Genomic DNA, 23004 nt, shown 5'->3' with positions numbered 1-23004 from the left:
GCAACCATTGTCACCCTCCAACTAATTAATGATATTGAATGCTATATACGGCACTACTATTAGCGGGGCCTGCAGTTGCTACGCCTGTTGCTTTATAACGAGCTACGTAATCTAAATCTACTGTTGCACCATCGAATTCAATTTGTTTTGAATCATCAAATAATTTGATTTGTGTTGTTGCGTCTTTTTCAAATAAAGCAATACCGACATTATTTGCAACACCTGCACCTTGGTTAATGGCAAGAATATCGCGGTCTGCAGTATCACGTGTACCACCAAAGCGTACGGTTACTTTCGAGTTTGCTGGACAATCAACAAGTTTAATCGTGAAGTCTTTCAATCCTGCCACTTCACCCTGTGCAGCTAAACTTTTAGCTGATACCTTTCCAAGGTCAACATTTAAGTTTTTTGAGTTGCTATCAACTGTACAAGCTATGTCAGTTATTTCCCCGGTAAAATTAATTGTACCTGAAGCAAAAACAGTTGGCGCAGATGTTACAGCTAAAGCAACCCCTAATACTGCTAGGGATTTTTTTAGAATACTCATAATAGTTCCTATAATATAAATTTTGAATTATTAATTACTACTATATGAATAAATCAATTACTCATATTAGGTGTGCGAAAGAAATATACCATTTACCTTTAGTTAAGTTAACTAATGGATACATTGAATTTTTTAAAATGACATCTAAAATATTTATGTTTGATTTTGATTATTCATTAATTGACTCATTCATTTATTTTTTCATTATCAATTAGGTAGTATCTTAAAATTTCATTAGCCATTGAATTTTTATTCATATACATGTAGAAATTATAGAAGGATTTGTTATTTGCTGTTTTCAGCTCTTTTAATGAATTATTATTCAATTCCTTCTGGACTAAATTTTTTGGCAACCATAAATATCCAATCGAATTCTCAGCTAATTGAATTGCTAAATCCACATTAGGAACATGAATAGTTTGGATGTTTTTTATCCCATCCATCTCTGTAGATTCCAAAGCAATCAATGTTGTTTTTTCCATTAATTTCAATTTATTATCAGCATGGCAATGTTGAAGCTTATGATTTGGATTGGTTACAAACACCGCCTCAACTTGCTCGAGGAATATAGGGTTTAACGACTCAACGTAATGGTGAGTAATTAATAAATCATAATTTTTAACTCCGAAAACATCTGGTTTTTTTAATAAAATGCTTTTTAAATCAATATCATAATCCTTTTTGGAGCGACTTAAATTCCCAATTTTTTTCAGTATTTCATCACTTTGATATAGTGAATCAATAACAATATTAATTTTATTATTTCCTTCATAATTTAATGATTTAGCAACCTCTTCTAATGAAATTGCTTTATTTGTTACCTCTCTCGATAGCGCTAATAGCTGCTCTCCTTGTTTAGTTAATACTGCACGACGTTTTTCTAAAGAAAATATTTCAATTTCCAATGTTTGCTCTAATTTACTAATGGTGTAGCTAATTGATGACTGTGTCCTATGCAAAATTTCAGCTGCTTGAGCAAAACCACCGTAGTCAACCACTGCCTGTAGAGTTATCCATTGATCTAACGTTGTTCGAGTTTTTTCCATAGAGTCTCCAAGTATTAATCTGGGAGTCATTTTTATTATATAATTAAAATATAGCAATATATTTTATAATCGTTAATAAGTGATTATACATAATGCTTAGTATTTACCCATATGTTTAAAATTATTTAAGTTCTTTTTTTTAGTATGTAAGGAATGATTTTTAATATAAAGATTAATTTTATATTTAAAATATAGTTTTTACACTTACTACATCATAAATAGAAATAATCAATAAATAATTTAAGTTTAAATTTAAAAAAACAACAAAGTAAGAATGTAAATAAAAAAATCACCCCTAGCATATTTAATTTCAAATAAAAATAAATTATTATTATTAAATAAAAAATTAACAACCTCATAAATATTAAACAAAAATAATTTTTGAAGAAAAAACCAATACTCAATGATAATTTTTGTAATGTATACAAATAATAACCATAATTGGCTAGTCATTTAACGATGACTTTATAATATTATCTACTGCATAGTTGGCTTTACATTGGATAAATAAAAAGGAATATCACAATACAGATATTGAAATAAAGTCAATTTAGTATATATACTAAGACTTAATTTCATGATTGATGTAACGCAGACTAATTACTGCTAATAATTACTTAAAACGATACGGTTTGATATTTATCAGTTCTAGTTTATCAGATGTTAGGTAAGTAATAATATGAACCCTCGTTCATTCTATAATTAATGCTTAGGATAGCGACCACCACTTTTTCTAAAAAAAAATTATCAAATTGTTCTCATTTCCTTACTCATGTATCAAATTGACCTCCGAGCTTAAGATTAAACTCTACCGTCCAAAACCTTTTAGCATACCTCAACTTAATTATTGTTAATTAAACGAATACATAAGTTTTTTTGCTCTTTTATCATGTTTATTAAGCATATCTTCCTTATATTGTACTTAACTTTCTGTCATGTAAGTTATGAACATCTAATGCAAAATTTATAATTAACATGTAAATCAATAAGTTAATTTGAATTTTGTTCTTCTCATTTTTATCAAGACTTTACAAAAATTAGATACAGCTCAAAAAATGAATGAAACATCTATAAATTACTAATGTACTATCCTAAATTTTTGTTATGAATAATCGTGTACCGTTTTTTAAAATCCCCCGTCATCAAGCGTATATTTCTATAAATACACACTTTTAAATAAAAAAAGCCATTACTTAAAAAGTAATGGCTTAAACACTATTCTGTAAAACTAAACACTAACGGTAGAGATCTTTACGCTGATAAGGCTCTATCTCCCCCTCTTTTCGCGTTTTTAATAGCTTTAATATCCATGTGTATTGTTCTAAATTCGGAGAAACCAAATATTCCAGTTCCTCATTCATTCTTCGTGCGATGTACTTATCATCCTTCCCATCGATATCATCCATTGGTTCGCGGATATAAATATGCAATTGGTGCGTTTTATGATCATAAACGGGAAATAGCGGTACAACTTTCGCCTTGCAAACTTTCATTAGCCTACCAATAGCAGGTAATGTCGCCTTATATGTGCCAAAAAAATCAACAAATTCACTATGCTCTTCACCATGATCTTGGTCAGGAAGATAAAAGCCCCAATAACCTTGCCTAACAGAAGCGATAAAAGGCTTAATCCCCGCCTCTCTTGAATGCAAGCGCCCACCGAAGTGGTATCTTGCTTTATTCCATAAATAATCGGCAACAGGGTTCTTTTGGTGATGAAACATTGCAGCCATTTTCTGGCCTTTTGCTGCTAATAGCATGGCTGGCGCATCAACAGCCCAGCCATGAGGAACCATAAAGATAACATTGCTTTGCTGCTGTTTTAAGCGCTCTAAAATTTCTTGATTATGCCAATGTGTCCTAGCTAGCGTTTTACTCGCACCACGAAGACATAACTCTGCCAACATAACAAAGGACTGTGGTGCGGTTTCAAACATGCGGTCAACTAACTCTTCTCGTTGATGTTCTGTCAATTCCGGAAAACAATAGAGTAAGTTAATTTTGGCACGACGACGGCCACTTTTAGCAAGTCGCCCAACCCATTTTCCTATTTTAGCAAGTAAAGGGTCACGGATCTTAACCGGAATGAAAGCCAACCCCGCTAAAACACCAGCTCCTAGCCACACCCCCCAATACTTAGGTAACAGGTAAGAACGGTGAAAAGTTGGCACATAGCCTTTTTTATTATCAGTGTCTTGATCTTTATTCATGCTGTACTCAAGTGAATAATAGCCATCTTTCTATAGCTTATAATAATAGTTTACGGGAGCATTACAAAGAAAACTGTCAGATACAAGTACCTGCCAGCGATAAAAATAGAAACTTAAATTACTGTAGCTTGAGTTGTGGTTTCGTTTCTTTCACTAGCGCTAAATATTCTTTACGCTCTTTTCCTGTTAAACCACCAGAACTCGGTAATTTTGCGGTAAGTGGATTTACCGCTTGTTGATTTACCCACATTTCAAAATGTAGATGAGGACCAGTCGAACGCCCAGTATTGCCTGATAACGCAATGCGATCACCGCGCTTAACTTTCTGGCCTGGCTTAACGAGTAATTGACGTAAGTGCATGTAACGAGTTGTATATTGGCGACCATGACGGATTGCAATAAAGTTACCTGCAGCGCCGCTGTATTTTGAAACAATCACTTCGCCATCACCAACAGCAAGTACGGGTGTGCCAACAGGCATTGCGAAATCCACACCTTTATGCGGTGCTACGCGCCCAGTAACTGGGTTAACTCGTCGAGGGTTGAATTGTGAAGAGACTCTAAACTGCTTAGCAGTTGGAAAACGTAAGAAACCACGTTCTAACCCGTTTCCTTCGCTGTCATAATAGCGCCCATCTTCAGCACGAAAAGCATAATAGCTTTTCCCATTCGTTTGTAGGCGAACACCAATAAGTTGGCTCTGTTCACTGCGACCATTAAGCATTTCCCTGCTCATTAATACACTGAACTTATCGCCTTTTTTCAATTTTTTGAAATCAACCTGCCATTGTAAGGCTTTAATTACCTCACGGCCTTCATTGCGTGTTAAGCCCGCTTTATTTGTGCTTTGTGCAAATGTACCGTCAACCGTACCTTTTAAAACACTGTTAGTCCATTCACCTTCGCGAATCTGCTTAGCTTCTTCAAATTTGTTTGTCGTCCCAACACGGGTAAATACGCGGGTCTCACGGCGAGAAACTTCCCATGTTAATGACTCTAACTCACCCTGATCACTTAACGACCAATTTAATGACTGGCCTATCTTCAGATTTCTCAGTGATTTATGTTGATTAGATAGTGTTGCAACATCACCAGCTTCAATACCGAATTGAGTTAAAATAGTCGTTAAGTTATCACCACTTGCAACCACATATTCATGGACGAGAGGCGCAGCCACGCCCCCCGTCTCTACGGCTTCTGCTTCGGTATCAGCGAGGCCTTCATCGGGTAGCTGCTCACTACTGTCTTGAATTATATCGTCGGTAGCATCACTTGCAGGTAATAATGAGAGCGGAATGATGGTATCCGGTGTACCATCATATTCAGCAGTTGTTGGTACATGAACTGGCCGCCAAATTGCGACGGCCATAGTCGCTACAGTGAGCGTACTTAATACAATTTTGTGTGTTCTAGACAGGCTACCGTATACCTGAGCCAGACTTTTGGCCATTTGCTGCACTAAACAATTCCTTCTATTTTTAATCCAGGCAGCTGGCATATTGCTCTGATAATTGAGTCAAAAACTGCATGTAGCTATCCGGCCCTATTGCCAGCCCAATTCCTAGTGGGTCGAGAGTTCCCATTTTCACCCCCGTATTACGTGCTACACTTTCAATCACAGCAGGCCTGAATTGCGGCTCAGCAAAAACACATTGCGCTTTATGCTCAACCAATTGTGTTCGTATTTGATGTAATTTCTGCGCGCCAGGTTGTATTTCTGGGTTTATCGTAAAGTGCCCCAATGGAGCTAATTGATAGTGTTTTTCAAAGTAGCCATAAGCGTCGTGAAAAACAAAATAACCCTTGTTTTTAGCTGGCTGCAAAATACTAGCAATTTTCTGATCATTTTGCGTCATATTTTCTTTGAATTTACGAAGGTTTACGTCTAGCTTATCTTTTTGATCAGGATAAAGCTCTACTAAACGTTCATAAATGTCTTGCGCAGCAAAATTTGCAATTTCTGGAGACAACCAGATGTGCATATTATACTCACCGTGGTGATGATGTTCGTGATCCTTGTCATGATTAGCTTCATCTCCATGTTCATGGTCGTGTTCATCTTCATGGGACTCTGCCATAAGAAGTGGCTTAATATTTTTCTGTTCAGCCAATGCTAGGCGTTTATTCTGCGGTAATGTATTGATTGGCTTCTGTAAAAACATTTCCATATCAGGACCAACCCATACGAATAAATCAGCCTGTTTAATTTTTTTCAAATCAGAAGGTTTAAGTGCATAATCATGGGGCGAAGCACCGTCTGGTAATAAAACTTGTGTCTCAGTGACACCATCAGCAATTCCCGCGGCAATAAAGGCCAGTGGGCGAATTGAAGCCACAACATCAGCATTCGCAGCGGATACCATTGTTGCACTTAATACGGAGCTCGCCACCGCCCCAAAAAGAAATTTGCAGGCAATGTTTTTCGATTTATGTATCATAGCAGTCTTTTTCCGTGATTTTGATTTTGAAATGTTATAATATAACACAACATGAATTCTGCAAGATGTTTTTCACATGCAACCATTACTGACTTTAAATAAGATTTCTGTTTCATTTGGCGAAAAACAGGTTCTCAATGATGTTACCTTTGAACTGAATAAAGGTGATATCGTAACCCTTTTAGGCCCGAATGGAGCTGGAAAATCAACAATTGTACGTGTTGTACTCGGGCTACTTGCCCCTACATCAGGTACTATTACGCGTCCTTCTTCTCTCGCTATTGGCTATGTTCCACAAAAACTTCATTTGGATACGACGCTACCCCTCACTGTTAAACGTTTTATGTTATTAAAACTTGGTGTTCGTAAAGAGCATTTATTACCTGCACTCAAAAGAGTCAAAGCAACGCATTTACTTGAACAACCGATGCAAAAGTTATCAGGCGGTGAAACACAACGTGTTTTACTGGCTCGTGCCCTACTCAATAAACCGGATCTCCTCGTACTTGATGAACCAGCTCAAGGCGTTGATATTACAGGCCAAGTTGCACTATATGACTTAATCAACCAATTAAGAACTGAGCTTAACTGCGCTGTATTAATGGTTTCCCATGACTTGCATCTCGTGATGGCAAAAACAGATAAAGTACTTTGCATTAACGGCCATATTTGCTGTTCTGGTGCGCCCGATGTTGTTTCAAACCACCCAGAATTTGTCGCAATGTTTGGTTATCGCGGTGCTCAACAACTTGGTGTATACCGCCATCAACATAATCATCAACATGATTTAGAAGGTAATATTATTGTTGGTCACCAACACAGCAAGGACTGCAAACATGATTGAGTTACTATTACCTGGCTGGATAGCAGGCATGCTACTTGCCATTGCGGCAGGTCCTCTAGGCTCTTTTGTAGTGTGGCGCCGAATGTCCTATTTTGGCGATACGCTAGCTCATGCTTCATTATTAGGAGTTGCATTTGGGCTTCTATTAAATATCAACCCATTCTATGCCGTTATTGCTGTAACCTTGCTACTAGCCTTAATTTTAGTTTGGCTAGAAAAGCGCCCACAACTTGCCGTTGATACTTTACTGGGAATTATGGCACACAGTTCGCTGTCTTTAGGTTTAGTCGTTGTTAGCTTAATGGCTAATGTTCGCGTTGACCTAATGGCTTACTTATTTGGTGACTTACTCTCAGTAAGCTATGAAGACATTATAACGATTTTTATTGGCGTTATTGTCGTTTGCGGGTTGCTTTTTTATCGTTGGCGGGCACTTTTGTCGATAACGGTTAGCCCTGAACTTGCTTTTGTTGATGGGATTAATATTCAACGACTGCGCTTATTACTGATGTTAGTTACCGCACTAACAATTGGTATCGCAATGAAATTTGTCGGAGCATTAATTATTACGTCTTTATTGATTATACCAGCAGCAACGGCTCGGCGTTTTGCTCGAACACCTGAGCAAATGGCCTTCATCGCTGTCTTAATTGGTATGATTGCTGTAACCGGGGGGCTAACTCTCTCTGCTTTCTACGATACCCCTGCTGGGCCATCAGTTGTGTTGGTATCGGCTATTCTATTTGTACTTAGCTTAGCAATAAAAGCGAAAAATTAATTTAAGCTTTAAGCTACATAATTTCAGTTATTACATACTATTTTTAATGCAAATGGCCCCAACATTGAAAACAATGTTGGGGCCATATTTATTCATTTAATATAATTAAATTTCTTTAGGCGTTAAACCAAAGTGGTTATATGCATGAACCGTCGCCATTCGACCTCGAGGGGTACGCTGAATAAAACCTTGCTGGATAAGATAAGGCTCTAAAACATCCTCTATAGTTTCGCGCTCCTCTCCAATGGCTGCGGCGAGGTTATCAACACCAACAGGACCACCCATAAATTTATCAATGATAGCAACTAGAAGCTTTCTATCTAAATAATCAAAACCTGCAGCATCGACATTTAGCATGTCCAAAGCTTGGTTAGCAATTAGCCCATCAATCGAACCATCACCTTTCACTTGAGCAAAATCCCGTACACGACGTAACAAACGGTTGGTGATACGTGGAGTTCCCCTTGAACGCATCGCAACTTGTAGCGCCCCTTCTTCGGTGATATCTAACCCCATATATTGGGCACTACGCTTGACAATATGTTGTAAATCATCAACTTGATAAAATTCTAGGCGTTGCACAATACCAAAGCGATCACGTAATGGTGATGTGAGCGACCCTGCCCGAGTCGTTGCGCCAATTAATGTGAAAGGCGGAAGATCAATTTTAATCGAGCGCGCTGCAGGTCCTTCACCTATCATGATATCGAGTTGGTAATCTTCCATTGCAGGATAAAGTATTTCCTCAACAACTGGAGATAATCGATGGATTTCATCAATAAATAGGACATCATGGGGCTCTAAATTAGTTAGCATGGCAGCTAAATCGCCTGCTTTTTCTAATACGGGCCCTGAAGTGGTACGCAGATTAACACCGAGTTCATTTGCAACAATCCCTGCTAGAGTGGTTTTTCCTAACCCTGGAGGGCCAAAGATGAGCAGATGGTCAAGCGCATCGCCTCGCATTTTCGCTGCTTGAATAAATATTTCCATTTGGTCTTTAACCTGAGGCTGACCAATGTACTCATTCAATAGCTTTGGCCTGATCGCACGGTCAATAGCTTCTTCATCTGACTGTAATACTTCAGCAGTTATTAGGCGATCAGCTTCAATCATATTAAAATTCTCTCAATCAAAGTGCGGCGCGAAGGGCATCACGGATCAATGTTTCAGAATCGCTATCCGGTTTTGCAACTTTACTTACCATTCGGCTTGCTTCTTGTGGTTTATACCCTAAAGCAATCAATGCAGCGGCAGCTTCTGCTTCAATATCTGCCATATTGGGAACTTTACTGTTTACATTTGGCAGATTAATGTCGCTGTTTGGATTAAATAAATCCCCATTGAGTCCTTTAAAGCGGTCTTTCATTTCGACCACTAAGCGTTCTGCGGTTTTCTTGCCAATTCCAGGTAATTTAACCAATGATGCAATCGCTTCTTGTTCAATCGCGGAAACAAATTGTTGAGCAGACATACCGGATAAAATCGCAAGAGCTAATTTGGGGCCAACACCATTTACTTTGATCAGCTCTTTAAATAACGCCCTTTCTTGCTTATCGTTAAAACCATATAGTAACTGGGCATCTTCACGAACAACAAAGTGAGTAAAAACAATCGCTTCTTGACCAATTTCGGGCAATTCATAGAAACAAGTCATTGGCATATGGACTTCATAACCGACACCTTGTAGTTCTAATAATACGATTGGAGGTTGCTTTTCTAAAACAATACCACGTAAACGACCTATCACATTGAAGCCCTCTATTACTAACTAAACCTTGAGCAGGTTGGTTTATTATCATCAATACTGTTGTTTATACCACAAAAAATGCTGGATGCATATCCAGCTACACGCTATTTATTAATAAGCAATTCTGTTTAAGATAAACTCTCTATCTTAAACGTCCACGAGTTAAAACTAACCGTGGATCGCCAACTTTTAAAAGATTTTGATTGAAATGGCAATGTGTAATCGCAATTGCCAAAGCATCTGCTGCGTCAGACTGTGGGCTTGCTGACAATTTTAGAATTGATTTAACCATATGCTGTACTTGGCTTTTTTCTGCGGCCCCCGTACCTACAACCGTTTGTTTGACCTGACGAGCTGCATATTCAAATACGGGTATATTCATGTTTGCAGCAGCAACAATAGCTGCGCCTCGAGCTTGCCCAAGTTTTAATGCTGAATCCGCATTCTTCGCCATAAATACTTGTTCAATGGATAATACATCCGGTTGATATTGTGTGATAATTTCCGAGACACCCGCGTAAATTCGTTGCAGACGACTTGGTAAATCATCAACTTGTGTACGAATACACCCACTACCTAAATACAGTAGTTGCCGGCCTTGCTGGCGAATAACACCGTATCCCGTAACACGAGAACCGGGGTCAATACCTAAAATAATCGCCATATAAATTTATCTATACCTCTTTATATTGATCAAGTTGTTCTAATAAGCTTCATAATACTATCCATTTCATAATACTATCAATTTCAACTAAATAGCTATTTGAATCACTGATAAAAACTAAAAGCGAGTTAGCTCATTGATATAAAATAAAGTATAGCGGATAAGGGAAATGAAAGAGTAGAAGGCGTTAGAGAAAACAGGCTGCGCCAGCCCGCTTTCTCTACGCGGATTATGCTAAATGACTATGCTGTCATTTAGTGCCTCACTATTTACAGTGTGGCAGCGACTTCGTCAGAAATATCACCGTTGTGATAAACTTCTTGAACGTCGTCTGAATCCTCTAACATATCGATAAGGCGCATTAATTTTGGTGCGGTTTCTGCATCAAGCTCTGCGGTAATCGATGGGATCATCGAAACTTCAGCCGCTTCACTGGTAAAGCCAGCTGCGTCTAACGCATCTTTTACCGTACCAAACGTTTCAAACGTGGTGTAAACATCAATAGCACCATCGTCATAAGTCTCAACATCATCAGCACCGGCTTCAAGTGCTGCTTCCATCAATGCATCTTCATCGACACCCGGTGCATAAGTAATAACACCACGTTTGGTGAATAAATAGGATACTGAACCATCTGTTCCTAAGTTACCGCCAGTTTTAGTGAATGCATGGCGTACTTCAGATACGGTACGGTTACGGTTGTCACTTAAGCACTCAACCATCACGGCTGTGCCACCAGGACCATAACCTTCATAAATGATGGTTTCCATATTATCATTTTCATCATTACCCACACCGCGTGCGATTGCACGGTTTAAGGTGTCACGAGTCATGTTATTTGATAATGCTTTATCCACTGCGGCACGTAAACGTGGGTTAGTACCGGTATCACCACCACCTAAACGTGCGGCGGTGACCAGCTCACGAATAATTTTTGTGAAAATCTTACCGCGCTTAGAATCTTGGGCTGCTTTACGGTGTTTGGTATTGGCCCATTTACTATGACCTGCCATGAAATATCTCCAAAAACGTCAATACAATAATTAATTAGCAAATTCTAAAATAGCCTGACCGTTACTCCATGATTTCGTTAACTTAGCCGCTTCCTCAGGGGCTAACCAACGATATTCACTGTGTTCCGTCAGTAATGGCATTTGTTCTTCGCTTAGCACCAATTTAAACCAATGCTCTTTGCAATGGCTCACATCAGGTGCATAACGATGCCTGAAATGCGGGAAAATTTCAAAGATGATACTGTGCGATAAATCTTGCAGCTGGTTTTGTTCAACCTCAAAACCTGTTTCTTCTTTAATTTCACGACATGCCGTTTCATACGGCGTTTCATCAGGCTCCAAACTTCCAGTCACTGATTGCCAGAAGTCTGGGTCGTCTTTACGTCGTAACATAAGCACCCGTCCACTACTTTGAGCCACAATAATGACTAATACCGATTCCGGGCGCTTATATTTTTTCATTGAGCTTACTCTTCGTCTTTCGCAACCACGGCGATAGCGAGCTCCGTCAATGCATCAGGGTTCGCATGGCTTGGAGCATTCGTCATTAAACACGCTGCCGCTGTTGTTTTCGGGAAAGCAATAACATCACGAATATTATCGGTTCCTGTTAACAGCATCACTAAACGGTCAAGACCAAATGCTAAGCCAGCATGTGGTGGCGTACCATATTTCAATGCATCTAATAAGAAGCCAAATTTTTCGCGTTGGTCTTCTTCATTAATGCCTAAAATACTAAATACCGTTTGTTGCATTTCATTGCGGTGAATACGTACTGAACCACCGCCAACTTCGTAACCATTGATAACCATATCATACGCATTGGCAACGGCTTCTTCAGGTTTACTTGCCAATTCTTCAGGTGAAAAATCTTTAGGGGAAGTAAATGGATGGTGCATCGCAGTTAACCCGCCCTCACCATTATCTTCAAACATTGGGAAATCAATCACCCACAGTGGCTGCCAGCTATTTAAATTGGTTAATTCAAAATCACGGCCGACTTTCAAACGTAACGCACCCATTGAATCGGTTACGACATTTTTTGCCCCCGCACCGAATAACAAGATATCGCCATCAACTGCGCCTGTGCGGTCTAGTAATTGGTTAATCACGTCTTCGCTCAAGAATTTTGCGACAGGACTTTGAATACCTTCAAGGCCTTGAGCGCGTTCGTTGACTTTCATCCAAGCCAAACCTTTCGCACCATAAATACCAACAAATTGACCATATTCGTCGATTTGCTTACGCGTCATAGCAGCGCCACCTGGGACTTTCAGAGCCGCAACCCGGCCTTTCGGGTCGTTCGCTGGGCCTGAGAACACCGCAAATTCAACATCTTTTACGATATCCGCGACATCCACTAACTCCATTGGGTTACGTAGGTCTGGTTTATCTGAACCATAACGACGCATAGCTTCTGCAAAGGTCATGATTGGGAAGTTACCTAAATCAACCCCTTTTACCTCTAACCATAAATTACGGATCATACGTTCCATAATTTCACGCACTTGCTCTGCGGTCATGAATGAGGTTTCAACATCGATTTGGGTAAATTCAGGTTGGCGGTCTGCACGTAAATCTTCATCACGGAAGCATTTTACGATTTGGTAATAACGGTCAATACCAGACATCATCAGTAATTGTTTAAACAATTGTGGTGATTGCGGTAATGCGTAGAATTTACCTTTATGAACACGGCTTGGTACTAAGTAGTCACGAGCACCTTCCGGTGTTGCTTTGGTTAGCATTGGCGTCTCAACGTCCAAGAACCCTTCGTTATCCATAAAATTACGAACAAAACTGGTGATTTTGGCGCGTGTGCGCAGACGCTCAGACATCTCAGGGCGGCGTAAATCTAAATAACGATATTTTAAACGACGCTCTTCTGTATTCGTTTGGTTGCTATCTAATGGCAGCGGCTCTGACTTATTGAAAACATTCAGTTCTTCAGCAAATACTTCAATTTCGCCCGTTGCCATATCTTTATTTTTTTGGCTATCTGGACGTGCGCGTACTGTCCCTGTGATTTGGATACAGAACTCATTACGCAGCTCTGACGCTTTTTCAAATATGTCTTTACGATCGGGATCGAAGAAAACTTGCACGATACCTTCACGGTCACGCATATCGATAAAAATCAAACCACCTAGATCGCGGCGGCGGTTTACCCATCCACTAAGAGTGACCTTTTGGCCTTCGTGAGCGATGTTTAACTGCCCACAATAATTAGTACGCATACAATATCCTTTTACTCAGCTTGTTGTGCATTTGCTTGCTGCGGAAATTTGGCATTTTGCTGAACATTGAGCTGAAAATTCAGAATGTCAAAAAGGCAGACATTATACAGGAAATTCTGTTAGACAAATAGTTACGTATTCTACATAACACGTAAACCATTTTGTTTTTAATCATATTTTCATCAATTATTGTCGTGCTAATCAACAATAATAAAATTGAATGGCGAGATAGACGTCTATCACGATGATCCTATCGATTTTAAGGGACTATCCGCACCATGTACATATTGCAGCAGAGGTTTATTTTATTAGTTCGATGTCTTTTTGAGCAAAGTAACATCACTTAATGTTTTCCAATTCAACTATTGATTAATAAATACCTCTTTAATCATTAATCTTTCTATTTCAGAATCGTTACCTTTTTCAGTTTGCTATAATCACAACATAGAAATATAACGCTGAATTAATCACCATCTGCAGTTTAAGGATTGCCCATGAAAAAATTTTTACTTGCCACTTCCATGTTCGTACTACTCGCTGGATGCCAAAACATGAAACCCGCAGAGACTGATAATACAAAAACTTTTTACATTGATTCTTCTCTTGCTGATTGTGTGGGGGTTGCCCCAATGAAGTGCATGAAAGTGAAAGAAAACCCAAATGATGACTGGCAACTTTTTTATAGTTCAATTCAAGGCTTCGAATATCAACCAGGCTTCTCTTATACCTTGCAAGTGAAGCAATTTGACGTACCAAACCCACCCGCTGATGCGCCAAGTATTCGTTATGAATTGGTAAAAATCGTTGAGAAAAAATAATTTTTAAACAATATAATTTAAGTCATTAAGTAATTTTATCATTTTACTTAATGACTCACTTACAGCAATAATTCTCTTATCATCGTTAAATAACAGAGTGACCATATTATGAGTGCTAAAATCATTGATAAACTGGGGTTAATTACCTTATCAGATCACAAAATTGCGATGGTACGTTCCCATAATAAAAGTTTGTTTTACATCCCCGGCGGAAAACGTGAGCAAGGTGAGACTGATGAACAAGCACTCTGCCGTGAGATTACCGAAGAATTAAAACTTGAGCTAGATGTCGCTTCTATCCGGTTTTATGGTGAGTTTATTGGCCCTGCTGATGGAAAAACAGATGGAACGCAAGTCCGTATTCGTTGCTACTTTGCAGACTATCAAGGCGAGCCACACCCTGCTGCTGAGATTGCTGAGCTAGATTGGTTCAGCATTGACGATTTACCGCGCTGCTCAACCACGGCGGTGACTATTTTAACTCGCTTAAAGAAAGAAGGTTTGATCAACTAGAGCATGAGGACTACCCAAAAAAGTTGTGATTTCATTTGTCTAACGGCTTTTTAGGATTTACAATTCACAAAATATTGTTAATACCCATTACTATAACTTATATTTTTAGGTGTTTTCATAGTTTGATTCGTTTTATGGTGGAGTAAAAAATGGTCAGCTCTTTGTATGCTGTACTGGGTGCCTTACTGCTGCTTAGATTATCCTTAAATGTTGTGAAGCTGCGTAATCAATACCGTATAGCTTATGGTGATGGCGGTTTTTATGAGTTACAAACCGCAATCCGCGTTCATGGTAATGCCATCGAATACATTCCCATCTCATTAATTTTATTGCTTTTAATGGAAATGAATGGCGCACAAGTGTGGATGATTCATATTTGTGGCCTGATCTTAATTGCCGGTCGAATACTGCACTCTTATGGTTTGAAAAATCACGATTACTCATATCGCCGTTCAGGCATGGTAGCAACTTACCTTGCAATGGCACTGATGGTTATCGCCAATACGTATTACCTACCTTGGCTGCAAATCGTTTCATTTAATCTTTAGTTTTTACTCTCTATAACGGCACGTGTTATTAATGTGCCGCTCATTATTTCATTGCTTATGGATTGATTTTCAGTAGGCTGCCTTTCTGATACAATCCTTCACTACTTTTGTTTTTGCTTAATACAGAACTTATGTCAAACTCAGATCCAACCTCAAAAGATCGCCTTTTCTCTGCGCCTATCGCTAACCTTGGTGACTGGCAATTCGATGAAAAAGTGGCTGAAGTATTCCCTGATATGATTCAACGCTCCGTTCCAGGGTACTCTAATATTATTACGATGATTGGCATGCTAGCGGGTCGTTTTGTCAAACCCAACAGCCATGTTTACGATTTAGGCTGCTCTTTAGGTGCAGCAACCTTATCTATAAGGCGTAATATTACAGTAGAAAAAAGCAAAATTATTGCTGTTGATAACTCTCCTGCTATGGTTGAACGTTGCCGACGCCATATTGATGCCTATCGGGCGGATACACCGGTTGACGTTATAGAAGGTGATATTCGTGATGTAAATATCGAAAATGCTTCCATGGTTGTGCTCAATTTTACTTTACAATTTCTCAACCCAGATGATCGCCAATTATTACTCAGTAAAATTTATCAAGGGCTACAACCCGGCGGTATTTTAGTCCTTTCCGAGAAGTTTAACTTCGAAGACAAAGAAATCGGTGAGTTATTATTCAATATGCACCACGATTTTAAACGAGCAAATGGCTATAGCGAATTAGAAATCAGCCAAAAACGTAGCATGTTAGAAAACGTAATGCTCACAGATTCTGTTGATGCACATAAAGCGCGTTTAAAAAATGCCGGTTTTACTCACTGTGAAGTTTGGTTCCAGTGCTTTAATTTTGGTTCACTGTTAGCCATCAAAGAGGTCTAGGCATGATTGATTTTGGTCGTTTTTACCAACAAATTGCCGTTGGCCCGCTAAGTCATTGGCTTGAAACGCTTCCAGCACAACTTTCAGAATGGAAAAAACAAGGGTTACACGGTGGTTTTTCTTCATGGGAAAAAATGCTAGATAACCTGCCAATTATGGTTCCTACTGATTTGGATTTACGTCATAGCGTGACAGCGACACGTGAACCCGAACTCACTGCAGGCGAGACTCGGCGCTTAAATAATATTCTTCAACAATTAATGCCATGGCGCAAAGGTCCATTTTCTCTCTATGGTGTCAATATTGATACTGAATGGCGCTCCGATTGGAAATGGGATCGCGTACTCCCCCATATTTCATCACTAAAAGACCGTTATATCTTAGATGTCGGTTGTGGCAGCGGTTATCATATGTGGCGTATGTTAGGGCAAGAGGCCAAATTTGTCGTTGGGATAGACCCAACGGAATTATTTTTATGCCAATTTGAAGCAGTAAGAAAGCTATTAGGCGATGACCAACGTGCCCACTTGTTACCTTTAGGTATTGAACAACTACCTGAATTGAAAGCATTTGATACTGTGTTCTCAATGGGTGTACTTTACCACCGCCGTTCACCACTCGACCATTTATGGCAACTTAAAAACCAATTAGTCAGCGAAGGAGAATTGGTTTTAGAGAGCCTGGTTATTGAGGGGGATGAGTTTCAGTGTTTGATCCCCGGTGAGCGCTATGCCCAAATGCGTAATGTCTATTTTATACCTTCCGCTAAAATGCTCAAAGTTTGGTTAGAGAAATGTGGTTTTGTCGATGTCCGAATTGTTGACCAAGAAGTAACTTCTTTGGAAGAGCAACGCCGCACACAATGGATGAAAACAGATTCATTAGCTGAATTTTTAGACCCCAATGATAAAACTAAAACTATCGAAGGTTACCCCGCACCACTACGTGCAATTTTAGTTGCGCGTAAGCCATAAAGATAAAATGCCTATGGCAATCATGTCATAGGCATTTATTATCATGGTAGTTAACAAGCGATTACATTGTTATTTGCCATAAATTATAGAAGGCAATTCGGCCAGATAACTCGGCTAAAATAACCGCTAGCGCACATAGGCCTAATAGTACGGATGAATTTCTTCCTCGATATAGCAGAGCCGGATAAACAAACAGCATCACCGCTAAGACGACTAATTGGAAACTCCAAAAACCAGCTTGCTCGGCGCTAATCTCTAGCCCTGTCTCGCCTAAAAATGACACATAAGCCGCGCGAGTAGCAAAAATAATAATTGAACCGATCAAAAATGCCATCGCCCCTAACCGCTGAGCGCCGAATAAGATGGCTAATGCGCCACCAGCCACTAACAGTGTCATCCACATTTGTAATGTCGTGAAAACAGTAAACCAATTGGCTACTGTAGCAATATTATAAACTTGAGGAATTGACCATACGAATGCCAAACCAAAAATCACCGTGGCAATATTACACAGTTCACTCAGCACTTTATTTTTAATCAATAGGATGAATAATAAAGTTGCAGCCCCAAAGGCGACAAAAATACCACTGAGTAAAGCTTCATTACTCATTGGTGAGCGGCCTACGCCTAAAAGCATATTAAAGAAGCGTAGAGGCTGCCCAACGTGTAATCCACCAATGACTAGCGCAATGATCATGATGACAAATGCCGCTATATTGGTATGACGCAATTGGTTCTCGCTCAACATCCCCAGTTTTCGGCTCGCATACGCCAATAAATATAAACCTGCTGCCGATTGCCCCAATACGGTGAAAAAAACGAGTGGAAGTTCGTGCATGTTATACCTCTGCTGGGTTTTGTAATTTCCCGCTCTTGTCACCACAAGGTTTAGCATCTTTATGCGGCTTAATGACAATATTAGGATTAGTAAGAGATGGGTTTGGCATGGGAGCGATCCCGCTAATATTGCCATGGCGCTTACGAAGGATGTTGATATCATCAAAGTCCAATGCGCGTTGTGGGCAAGATTCAACACAAACGGGTTTCATCCCTTTTTCGACGCGTTCATAGCATCCATCGCATTTACTCATCAATTTTTTCTTTTCGTCATACTGTGGTGCACCGTATGGGCAACGTAACTCGCAGTAGCGGCATCCAACACAAATGGTTTGGTCGACCACCACTAGTCCGTCTTGTTCACGTTTGTGCATCGCACCAGTTGGGCATCCTGCAACACAGGTTGGGTTAGAACAATGATTACAGGAAATCGATAGATAGTAGTTATAAACATTCTGTTGCCATATCCCCTCTTGTTGTTGCCATGCTCCACCACCAAACTCGTATACCCGACGAAATTTAGGCCCTAAATCAAGGTCTTTTTCATCCTTACAACTCACCTGACACGTTTTACACCCTGTGCATTTTGTTGAGTCAAAATAAAAACCATACTGTTTCATTCGTCACTCCTTATGCACGTTTCACGTCAACTAAGTTAGTATGTTGTGGATTTCCTTTAACAAGAGCGGAAGGCTGTTGTGTCGTTAGTGTATTAATACAACCACCAATATCGACCCCCTCCTCATTGACTTCTCGCCAAGCACCTTGCGGGACTGCAATCACACCAGGTAATACGCGCTCCGTCACTTTTGCTTTAATATGCATACGCCCGCGGTCATTGAAAATTTCAGTAATATCACCATCCTGAATACCACGAGCCGACGCATCAATTGGGTTAATCCAATACTGGTGAGGAACGGCTTCGCGCAGCATTGCAATATTAAAATATGAAGAATGCGCATGGCCTTTATCATGATAGCCTGTCATTTGCAGTGGATATTTTTGTTTAGCTTGCTTATTTTCAACGCCTTCAGTATTTACACAATATTCAGGTACAGCAGGGATCCGCTGGTCAGCAGGGTATTCCCACTCTTTCGCTATCTTAGCGAGCCTTTCTGAATAAATTTCAATTTTACCCGATGGTGTTGGCAATGGCGCGGTTTCAGGTGAATCTCTGAATGGTTTTAATGCTATATAATCTGCACTGTTTGCCAATTTTCTATCAACAATTCCCATGTCATTCGTTTCTTCGAACGAGGGCAAGTGTGGATTTTTTTCTCGCATCAGGTTATAGCAATGTTCTATCCACTGCTCATGAGTACGACCTTCGGTAAATTGGTCTTTAATACCCAATTTTTCAGCAATATCAGTTAAAACATCATAAGATTGGCGACACTCCCATAATGGGGTAATCGCATTTTGTAGGCGAATAGCATAGTGATAAGCACCACTGGCATATGAGTTATTAATTAAATCATTTGATTCAACACTGGTCACATCGGGTAAAATTAAATCCGCATATTTAGTCGATGCCGTCATATGCGTATCCCACACCAAAATAAACTCGCATAAAGACTCATCTGTTAGAATTTTGTGGGTTTTGTTTAGGTCAGAATGTTGGTTACCCGTGACATTACTCGCATAGTGCCATAAAAATTTCACATTCGTTTCAAGACGCTCTTTACCCAACAGGGTTGAATTTGTCGCGGTCATTTCGGTTCCGCGCGCAATCGCATCTGTCCACATAAAACACGGGATCTTGGTTTTAACTGGGTTTGGAATAGCAAAATCTGGCACAGAATACGCCACGTTTCCTCCCCATCCTCCGGCATTCGTTCCTGGACGTCCAATGTGTCCCGTGACAATCGGTAACATCATCACAGCCCGTGCAGCTTGTTCACCCGATGCCGTCCTTTGTAATCCCCAACCTTGAGAAATCCACGCGGCTTTCGCATTACCTAACTCACGAGCCAGTTGAATAATTCGAACTGGTGAGACGCCTGTAATTTGGCTAGCCCACTGCGGTGTTTTTTCAATACCATCATCACCTAGCCCTAAAATATAATCCTTATATGAGCCATTTTTGGGTGCGGACTCAGGAAGTGTCTGGTTATCCCAACCCACACAGTATTTCGCTAGAAAGTCTTCATCCGTTAATTGTTCTTTAATCAATGTATGGATAATCGCAGCCACAAGCGCACCGTCAGTACCCGGATAAATCGGGAGCCATTCCGCTCCGAGTGTTGTCACGCTATCGGTGCGACGCGGGTCAATAATAATGACTTTAGCTTGGCTTTTTTCTAATGCTTTTAGGGTTTCGTAGAATTGGCCGCCACCGGACATCCGTGTTTCCGCGATATTATGGCCAAACATCACCACTAAATCGCTGTGAGCTATTTCAGACAGTAAAGAGTCGTCTAATTTGCCATAAACATACGGGATGACCCCATTTATTTGGGCTGTTGAGTAAGTTCCATGTTGGTCAAGAAACCCACCGAGTTGGCTTAATAAACGTTTACACGCATTGCGCCCTTGTAAATTCGCCCCTGTCGAACCTGAACCATACTGATAATAAATCGCTTCATTGCCATAGGTATCAATGGTTGAACGTAACTTTTGCGCCACAATCGTTGTTGCTTCATCCCAAGAAATTCGTTTGAATTTGCCTTCCCCTCGTTTCCCTGTACGCAATAACGGGTATTTCAAGCGGTCTGGGTTATAAGTTTTCCAGCGAACAGAACGCCCTCTTAAACAAGGGCGTATTTGGTGCAAACCAAACTGTGTGTCGTCATACATGGTTTCATTCGATATACGAGTAATGACATCATCTTTTACATGTACTTTGAGTGGGCAGCGACTGCCACAATTGACTAAGCATGCGCTGTATTTGATTTTTTCGCTGACTTCATCGGGTTGGATTGTGATGGTTGGTGTTGCTTGAGCGGAAAAAGGTAGTGAGATGGAGCTGACGATAGCCGTTGTCGTAGCGACAGAGGCAGAAGCCTGAATAAACTGTCGCCGACTCAGCGCTTTTTCCCTGATTTTATTGATCATTACATTGCTACCTTATTAATTATTATAAATTGAATTACTTAGTATTCTTATAGTAATTAGATAGTAGCCTTATAAAAATAAGGGTTAATTGACATGTATCAACACAAGCAATAATTAAACCATTAATGATAAATAAATCATATTTTTAGTCTTCTTATTGGCTATTTTAATGACATTAAACTAATTGATGACTAAAAAACAATAAGGAAAACCAACGAATTGATTTTCCTTAAAGAATAACAAGCTATGTAAAATTTCTATATCAAAGCCGTGTATTGAGGCCAGCAGCAATTAAACAGAAACTTTTTCTGTAATAGAAATAAAGTCCTTCATCGCTTCGACCGTAGGACCATCCACACAATAATGAGTAAATTCATCTGATTCACTATTAGAGGCCATTGTCACGCCCACTTTACGGTAACTCATGGTTGATGGTACCGTTTTCCCTGCGGAACTGTGTACCTCAGATAAGCCGATTTCCATAAATTTACTTAAATTGGCCAAACGTACGCCCGCACCCGCCATTATTTGTGGGCCATTAATTTGCTGGCTTTTTTCATGTAGCTCTTTCAAGAGCGGTAAACCTAGCTCCGCGCTTTGTTGCTGCCCAGAGGTTAAAATGCGAGCTACGCCGAGTTCCTTTAATTGTTCTAAAGCTAACAATGGGTTAATACACATATCAAATGCACGGTGGAAGGTAATATTCATCCCCTGTGCTATTTCCATCAACGTGTGCATCCTGTTGATATCAATGCGCCCTTCGCTATCCAATATACCGATAACAGCGCCTGGAAAACCCATTTCCTTAATCATAATTAAATCTTCACGGATCACGTCAAATTCACTGATGTTATAGCAAAAATCACCACCACGAGGACGAATAATAGGATGAACTGGAATATGCAGTTTTTCTTTTGCCAGTTTCAGGTAGCCATAACTGGGTGTTAAGCCACCATCAGCGGCGCCAGAGCAAAGCTCGATACGATCTGCACCATACTCTTGGGCCACTTGGGCGCATTCAATTCCAAAACAACAGATTTCCAGTTTTGCCATCACAACCTCCGAAATAGAGCAATAAAACACCTACTTTATGTGCCCAAAAATAATGAAAAGATTTAATGTTAAACGTTAACAATTCAGCTAATAATGCCATTTATTAAAAAATGTTATCGGATGGATATCACACCGCCAAAAGTTAATGAGAACTATTGATCAATAACGTTAATTACATCACTTATTTTTCACTTTCAATTATCTTTTTTAGCGGAAATGGATGGTATTTAACGGTTATTTCACCATTTGACACTGCTAATGTTGGATTTGGCAACCTTTCTTGCTGCCCTTTAGGCTGGCTCATCTTCAGTCGGTATCCTTGGGGTAAAGGATCAAGCAGCAACTGGAATGCCGCGGTTTCTAGCTCACTTGGCTCAACATCAATTACCATTTCAATATGCTCCCAGCTTTCTTTCGGGTAAATTTTGTCTTTTGGGAAAGGTAATTCAATCATAAATACATCTTGACCTACGATGTTTAACGGCTCGCTTAGCTCATATAAACGAATCGGCCGACCATTAATTACATTGTCAGATAAAAGTTGCGCACATTGCAGTAATCCTTGGTGCCAACGTTCTGCAGTTGCAAGATGATGACAGCGCACTGAAATATGGTCTATCGGAAAGGATGACAATGATAGGTTTATCTCCTGCGCCATCTGTTGTAATTTACGAATAAATACAGGTAGGTCATCCCATAAATCTTGTAATTGCGAAATTTTGCTAAACTGTGGCACTTAAAGCCCCCTTTACAAAAACTTATCTGCTAAACAATGACGCAGACTGTAGCATGAGAGCCC

23 protein-coding genes are annotated in these 23004 nt (G+C 39.8%); 7 read left to right on the top strand and 16 right to left on the bottom strand.

Annotation, left to right across the window (positions count from 1 at the left end):
- Positions 1-25: 25 nt before the first annotated feature.
- The 5 genes from PSF28_RS07815 to znuA form a co-directional block, all read right to left on the bottom strand.
- The gene (locus PSF28_RS07815; RefSeq protein ID WP_210839262.1) at positions 26-547 is read right to left on the bottom strand and encodes a fimbrial protein; all 522 of its coding nucleotides are present in this window, start codon (positions 545-547) and stop codon (positions 26-28) included.
- A gap of 185 nt (positions 548-732) precedes the next feature.
- A complete protein-coding gene (locus PSF28_RS07810; protein WP_272684866.1) occupies positions 733-1593 on the bottom strand; it encodes a LysR family transcriptional regulator in 861 nt (286 codons plus the stop codon).
- A gap of 1235 nt (positions 1594-2828) precedes the next feature.
- A complete protein-coding gene (gene lpxM / locus PSF28_RS07805; RefSeq protein ID WP_272664976.1) occupies positions 2829-3803 on the bottom strand; it encodes a lauroyl-Kdo(2)-lipid IV(A) myristoyltransferase in 975 nt (324 codons plus the stop codon).
- A 118-nt stretch (positions 3804-3921) separates the two neighbouring features.
- The gene (gene mepM, locus PSF28_RS07800) at positions 3922-5262 is read right to left on the bottom strand and encodes a murein DD-endopeptidase MepM (protein ID WP_210840341.1); all 1341 of its coding nucleotides are present in this window, start codon (positions 5260-5262) and stop codon (positions 3922-3924) included.
- A gap of 19 nt (positions 5263-5281) precedes the next feature.
- The gene (gene znuA / locus PSF28_RS07795; protein ID WP_210840342.1) at positions 5282-6241 is read right to left on the bottom strand and encodes a zinc ABC transporter substrate-binding protein ZnuA; all 960 of its coding nucleotides are present in this window, start codon (positions 6239-6241) and stop codon (positions 5282-5284) included.
- Between the two features lie 76 nt (positions 6242-6317).
- Here znuA and znuC point away from each other — a divergent pair, with 76 nt between their 5' ends.
- Positions 6318-7085 carry a zinc ABC transporter ATP-binding protein ZnuC gene (gene znuC, locus PSF28_RS07790; protein WP_210840343.1) on the top strand — a complete coding sequence of 256 codons (768 nt, stop codon included), beginning with the start codon at positions 6318-6320 and terminating at the stop codon, positions 7083-7085.
- Positions 7078-7863 carry a zinc ABC transporter permease subunit ZnuB gene (gene znuB, locus PSF28_RS07785; RefSeq protein ID WP_115167306.1) on the top strand — a complete coding sequence of 262 codons (786 nt, stop codon included), beginning with the start codon at positions 7078-7080 and terminating at the stop codon, positions 7861-7863. Before znuC ends, znuB begins: the two co-directional genes overlap by 8 nt.
- 105 nt (positions 7864-7968) lie before the next feature.
- Here znuB and ruvB read toward each other — a convergent pair whose 3' ends face one another.
- From ruvB to aspS, 6 genes are all read right to left on the bottom strand, one after another.
- Positions 7969-8979 (bottom strand): Holliday junction branch migration DNA helicase RuvB, encoded by a 1011-nt coding sequence (gene ruvB, locus PSF28_RS07780; RefSeq protein ID WP_004255021.1) that lies wholly within the window; start codon positions 8977-8979, stop codon positions 7969-7971.
- Between the two features lie 16 nt (positions 8980-8995).
- Positions 8996-9613, bottom strand: coding sequence for a Holliday junction branch migration protein RuvA (gene ruvA, locus PSF28_RS07775; protein WP_210835616.1), 618 nt, complete (start codon positions 9611-9613; stop codon positions 8996-8998).
- A 142-nt stretch (positions 9614-9755) separates the two neighbouring features.
- The gene (gene ruvC / locus PSF28_RS07770) at positions 9756-10277 is read right to left on the bottom strand and encodes a crossover junction endodeoxyribonuclease RuvC (protein WP_102140267.1); all 522 of its coding nucleotides are present in this window, start codon (positions 10275-10277) and stop codon (positions 9756-9758) included.
- Between the two features lie 269 nt (positions 10278-10546).
- A complete protein-coding gene (locus PSF28_RS07765; protein WP_210835615.1) occupies positions 10547-11290 on the bottom strand; it encodes a YebC/PmpR family DNA-binding transcriptional regulator in 744 nt (247 codons plus the stop codon).
- 30 nt (positions 11291-11320) lie between these two features.
- Positions 11321-11752 carry a dihydroneopterin triphosphate diphosphatase gene (gene nudB, locus PSF28_RS07760; RefSeq protein WP_210835613.1) on the bottom strand — a complete coding sequence of 144 codons (432 nt, stop codon included), beginning with the start codon at positions 11750-11752 and terminating at the stop codon, positions 11321-11323.
- A 5-nt stretch (positions 11753-11757) separates the two neighbouring features.
- A complete protein-coding gene (aspS, locus tag PSF28_RS07755; RefSeq protein WP_210835611.1) occupies positions 11758-13527 on the bottom strand; it encodes an aspartate--tRNA ligase in 1770 nt (589 codons plus the stop codon).
- 494 nt (positions 13528-14021) lie between these two features.
- On the opposite strand from aspS, the gene PSF28_RS07750 reads away from it, so the two are divergent.
- From PSF28_RS07750 to cmoB, 5 genes are all read left to right on the top strand, one after another.
- A complete protein-coding gene (locus tag PSF28_RS07750) occupies positions 14022-14345 on the top strand; it encodes a DUF4377 domain-containing protein (RefSeq protein WP_272684865.1) in 324 nt (107 codons plus the stop codon).
- A 108-nt stretch (positions 14346-14453) separates the two neighbouring features.
- Positions 14454-14858, top strand: coding sequence for an NUDIX hydrolase (locus tag PSF28_RS07745; protein WP_272684864.1), 405 nt, complete (start codon positions 14454-14456; stop codon positions 14856-14858).
- 149 nt (positions 14859-15007) lie between these two features.
- A complete protein-coding gene (locus tag PSF28_RS07740; protein WP_004255048.1) occupies positions 15008-15406 on the top strand; it encodes an MAPEG family protein in 399 nt (132 codons plus the stop codon).
- A 131-nt stretch (positions 15407-15537) separates the two neighbouring features.
- Complete coding sequence (gene cmoA, locus PSF28_RS07735; RefSeq protein ID WP_272684863.1) at positions 15538-16287, top strand: carboxy-S-adenosyl-L-methionine synthase CmoA; 750 nt, start codon at positions 15538-15540, stop codon at positions 16285-16287.
- Positions 16288-16289: 2 nt separating this feature from the next.
- Positions 16290-17261, top strand: a complete 972-nt coding sequence (cmoB, locus tag PSF28_RS07730) for a tRNA 5-methoxyuridine(34)/uridine 5-oxyacetic acid(34) synthase CmoB (protein ID WP_210835603.1) — start codon at positions 16290-16292, stop codon at positions 17259-17261.
- Between the two features lie 61 nt (positions 17262-17322).
- Here the strand turns inward: cmoB and PSF28_RS07725 are convergent, their stop codons facing one another.
- The 5 genes from PSF28_RS07725 to PSF28_RS07705 form a co-directional block, all read right to left on the bottom strand.
- Positions 17323-18099: a dimethyl sulfoxide reductase anchor subunit family protein gene (locus PSF28_RS07725; protein ID WP_272684862.1), complete on the bottom strand. Its 777-nt coding sequence runs from the start codon at positions 18097-18099 to the stop codon at positions 17323-17325.
- 1 nt (position 18100) lies between these two features.
- A complete protein-coding gene (locus PSF28_RS07720) occupies positions 18101-18718 on the bottom strand; it encodes a DMSO/selenate family reductase complex B subunit (protein WP_210835599.1) in 618 nt (205 codons plus the stop codon).
- Between the two features lie 10 nt (positions 18719-18728).
- A complete protein-coding gene (locus PSF28_RS07715; RefSeq protein WP_272684861.1) occupies positions 18729-21152 on the bottom strand; it encodes a DMSO/selenate family reductase complex A subunit in 2424 nt (807 codons plus the stop codon).
- A 291-nt stretch (positions 21153-21443) separates the two neighbouring features.
- Positions 21444-22205: a copper homeostasis protein CutC gene (cutC, locus tag PSF28_RS07710; protein WP_210835595.1), complete on the bottom strand. Its 762-nt coding sequence runs from the start codon at positions 22203-22205 to the stop codon at positions 21444-21446.
- A gap of 181 nt (positions 22206-22386) precedes the next feature.
- Entirely contained in the window at positions 22387-22941 is a 555-nt protein-coding gene (locus tag PSF28_RS07705; RefSeq protein WP_272664987.1) for a VOC family protein, read from the bottom strand.
- Between the last annotated feature and the right edge of the window lie 63 nt (positions 22942-23004).

This window comes from Providencia sp. PROV130 (assembly GCF_028482225.1).
Taxonomy (GTDB): Bacteria; Pseudomonadota; Gammaproteobacteria; order Enterobacterales; family Enterobacteriaceae; genus Providencia; species Providencia rettgeri.
This window is presented reverse-complemented; position numbering and strand designations above follow the sequence as displayed.

What these genes read in the sequence shown, in the direction of transcription:
- PSF28_RS07815 (WP_210839262.1), bottom strand. Translation starts at nt 547, where the DNA reads ATGAGTATTCTAAAAAAATCCCTAGCAGTATTAGGGGTTGCTTTAGCT.
- PSF28_RS07810 (WP_272684866.1), bottom strand. Translation starts at nt 1,593, where the DNA reads ATGGAAAAAACTCGAACAACGTTAGATCAATGGATAACTCTACAGGCA.
- lpxM (WP_272664976.1), bottom strand. Translation starts at nt 3,803, where the DNA reads ATGAATAAAGATCAAGACACTGATAATAAAAAAGGCTATGTGCCAACT.
- znuA (WP_210840342.1), bottom strand. Translation starts at nt 6,241, where the DNA reads ATGATACATAAATCGAAAAACATTGCCTGCAAATTTCTTTTTGGGGCG.
- znuC (WP_210840343.1), top strand. Translation starts at nt 6,318, where the DNA reads ATGCAACCATTACTGACTTTAAATAAGATTTCTGTTTCATTTGGCGAA.
- znuB (WP_115167306.1), top strand. Translation starts at nt 7,078, where the DNA reads ATGATTGAGTTACTATTACCTGGCTGGATAGCAGGCATGCTACTTGCC.
- ruvB (WP_004255021.1), bottom strand. Translation starts at nt 8,979, where the DNA reads ATGATTGAAGCTGATCGCCTAATAACTGCTGAAGTATTACAGTCAGAT.
- ruvC (WP_102140267.1), bottom strand. Translation starts at nt 10,277, where the DNA reads ATGGCGATTATTTTAGGTATTGACCCCGGTTCTCGTGTTACGGGATAC.
- PSF28_RS07765 (WP_210835615.1), bottom strand. Translation starts at nt 11,290, where the DNA reads ATGGCAGGTCATAGTAAATGGGCCAATACCAAACACCGTAAAGCAGCC.
- nudB (WP_210835613.1), bottom strand. Translation starts at nt 11,752, where the DNA reads ATGAAAAAATATAAGCGCCCGGAATCGGTATTAGTCATTATTGTGGCT.
- aspS (WP_210835611.1), bottom strand. Translation starts at nt 13,527, where the DNA reads ATGCGTACTAATTATTGTGGGCAGTTAAACATCGCTCACGAAGGCCAA.
- PSF28_RS07750 (WP_272684865.1), top strand. Translation starts at nt 14,022, where the DNA reads ATGAAAAAATTTTTACTTGCCACTTCCATGTTCGTACTACTCGCTGGA.
- PSF28_RS07745 (WP_272684864.1), top strand. Translation starts at nt 14,454, where the DNA reads ATGAGTGCTAAAATCATTGATAAACTGGGGTTAATTACCTTATCAGAT.
- PSF28_RS07740 (WP_004255048.1), top strand. Translation starts at nt 15,008, where the DNA reads ATGGTCAGCTCTTTGTATGCTGTACTGGGTGCCTTACTGCTGCTTAGA.
- cmoA (WP_272684863.1), top strand. Translation starts at nt 15,538, where the DNA reads ATGTCAAACTCAGATCCAACCTCAAAAGATCGCCTTTTCTCTGCGCCT.
- cmoB (WP_210835603.1), top strand. Translation starts at nt 16,290, where the DNA reads ATGATTGATTTTGGTCGTTTTTACCAACAAATTGCCGTTGGCCCGCTA.
- PSF28_RS07725 (WP_272684862.1), bottom strand. Translation starts at nt 18,099, where the DNA reads ATGCACGAACTTCCACTCGTTTTTTTCACCGTATTGGGGCAATCGGCA.
- PSF28_RS07720 (WP_210835599.1), bottom strand. Translation starts at nt 18,718, where the DNA reads ATGAAACAGTATGGTTTTTATTTTGACTCAACAAAATGCACAGGGTGT.
- PSF28_RS07715 (WP_272684861.1), bottom strand. Translation starts at nt 21,152, where the DNA reads ATGATCAATAAAATCAGGGAAAAAGCGCTGAGTCGGCGACAGTTTATT.
- cutC (WP_210835595.1), bottom strand. Translation starts at nt 22,205, where the DNA reads ATGGCAAAACTGGAAATCTGTTGTTTTGGAATTGAATGCGCCCAAGTG.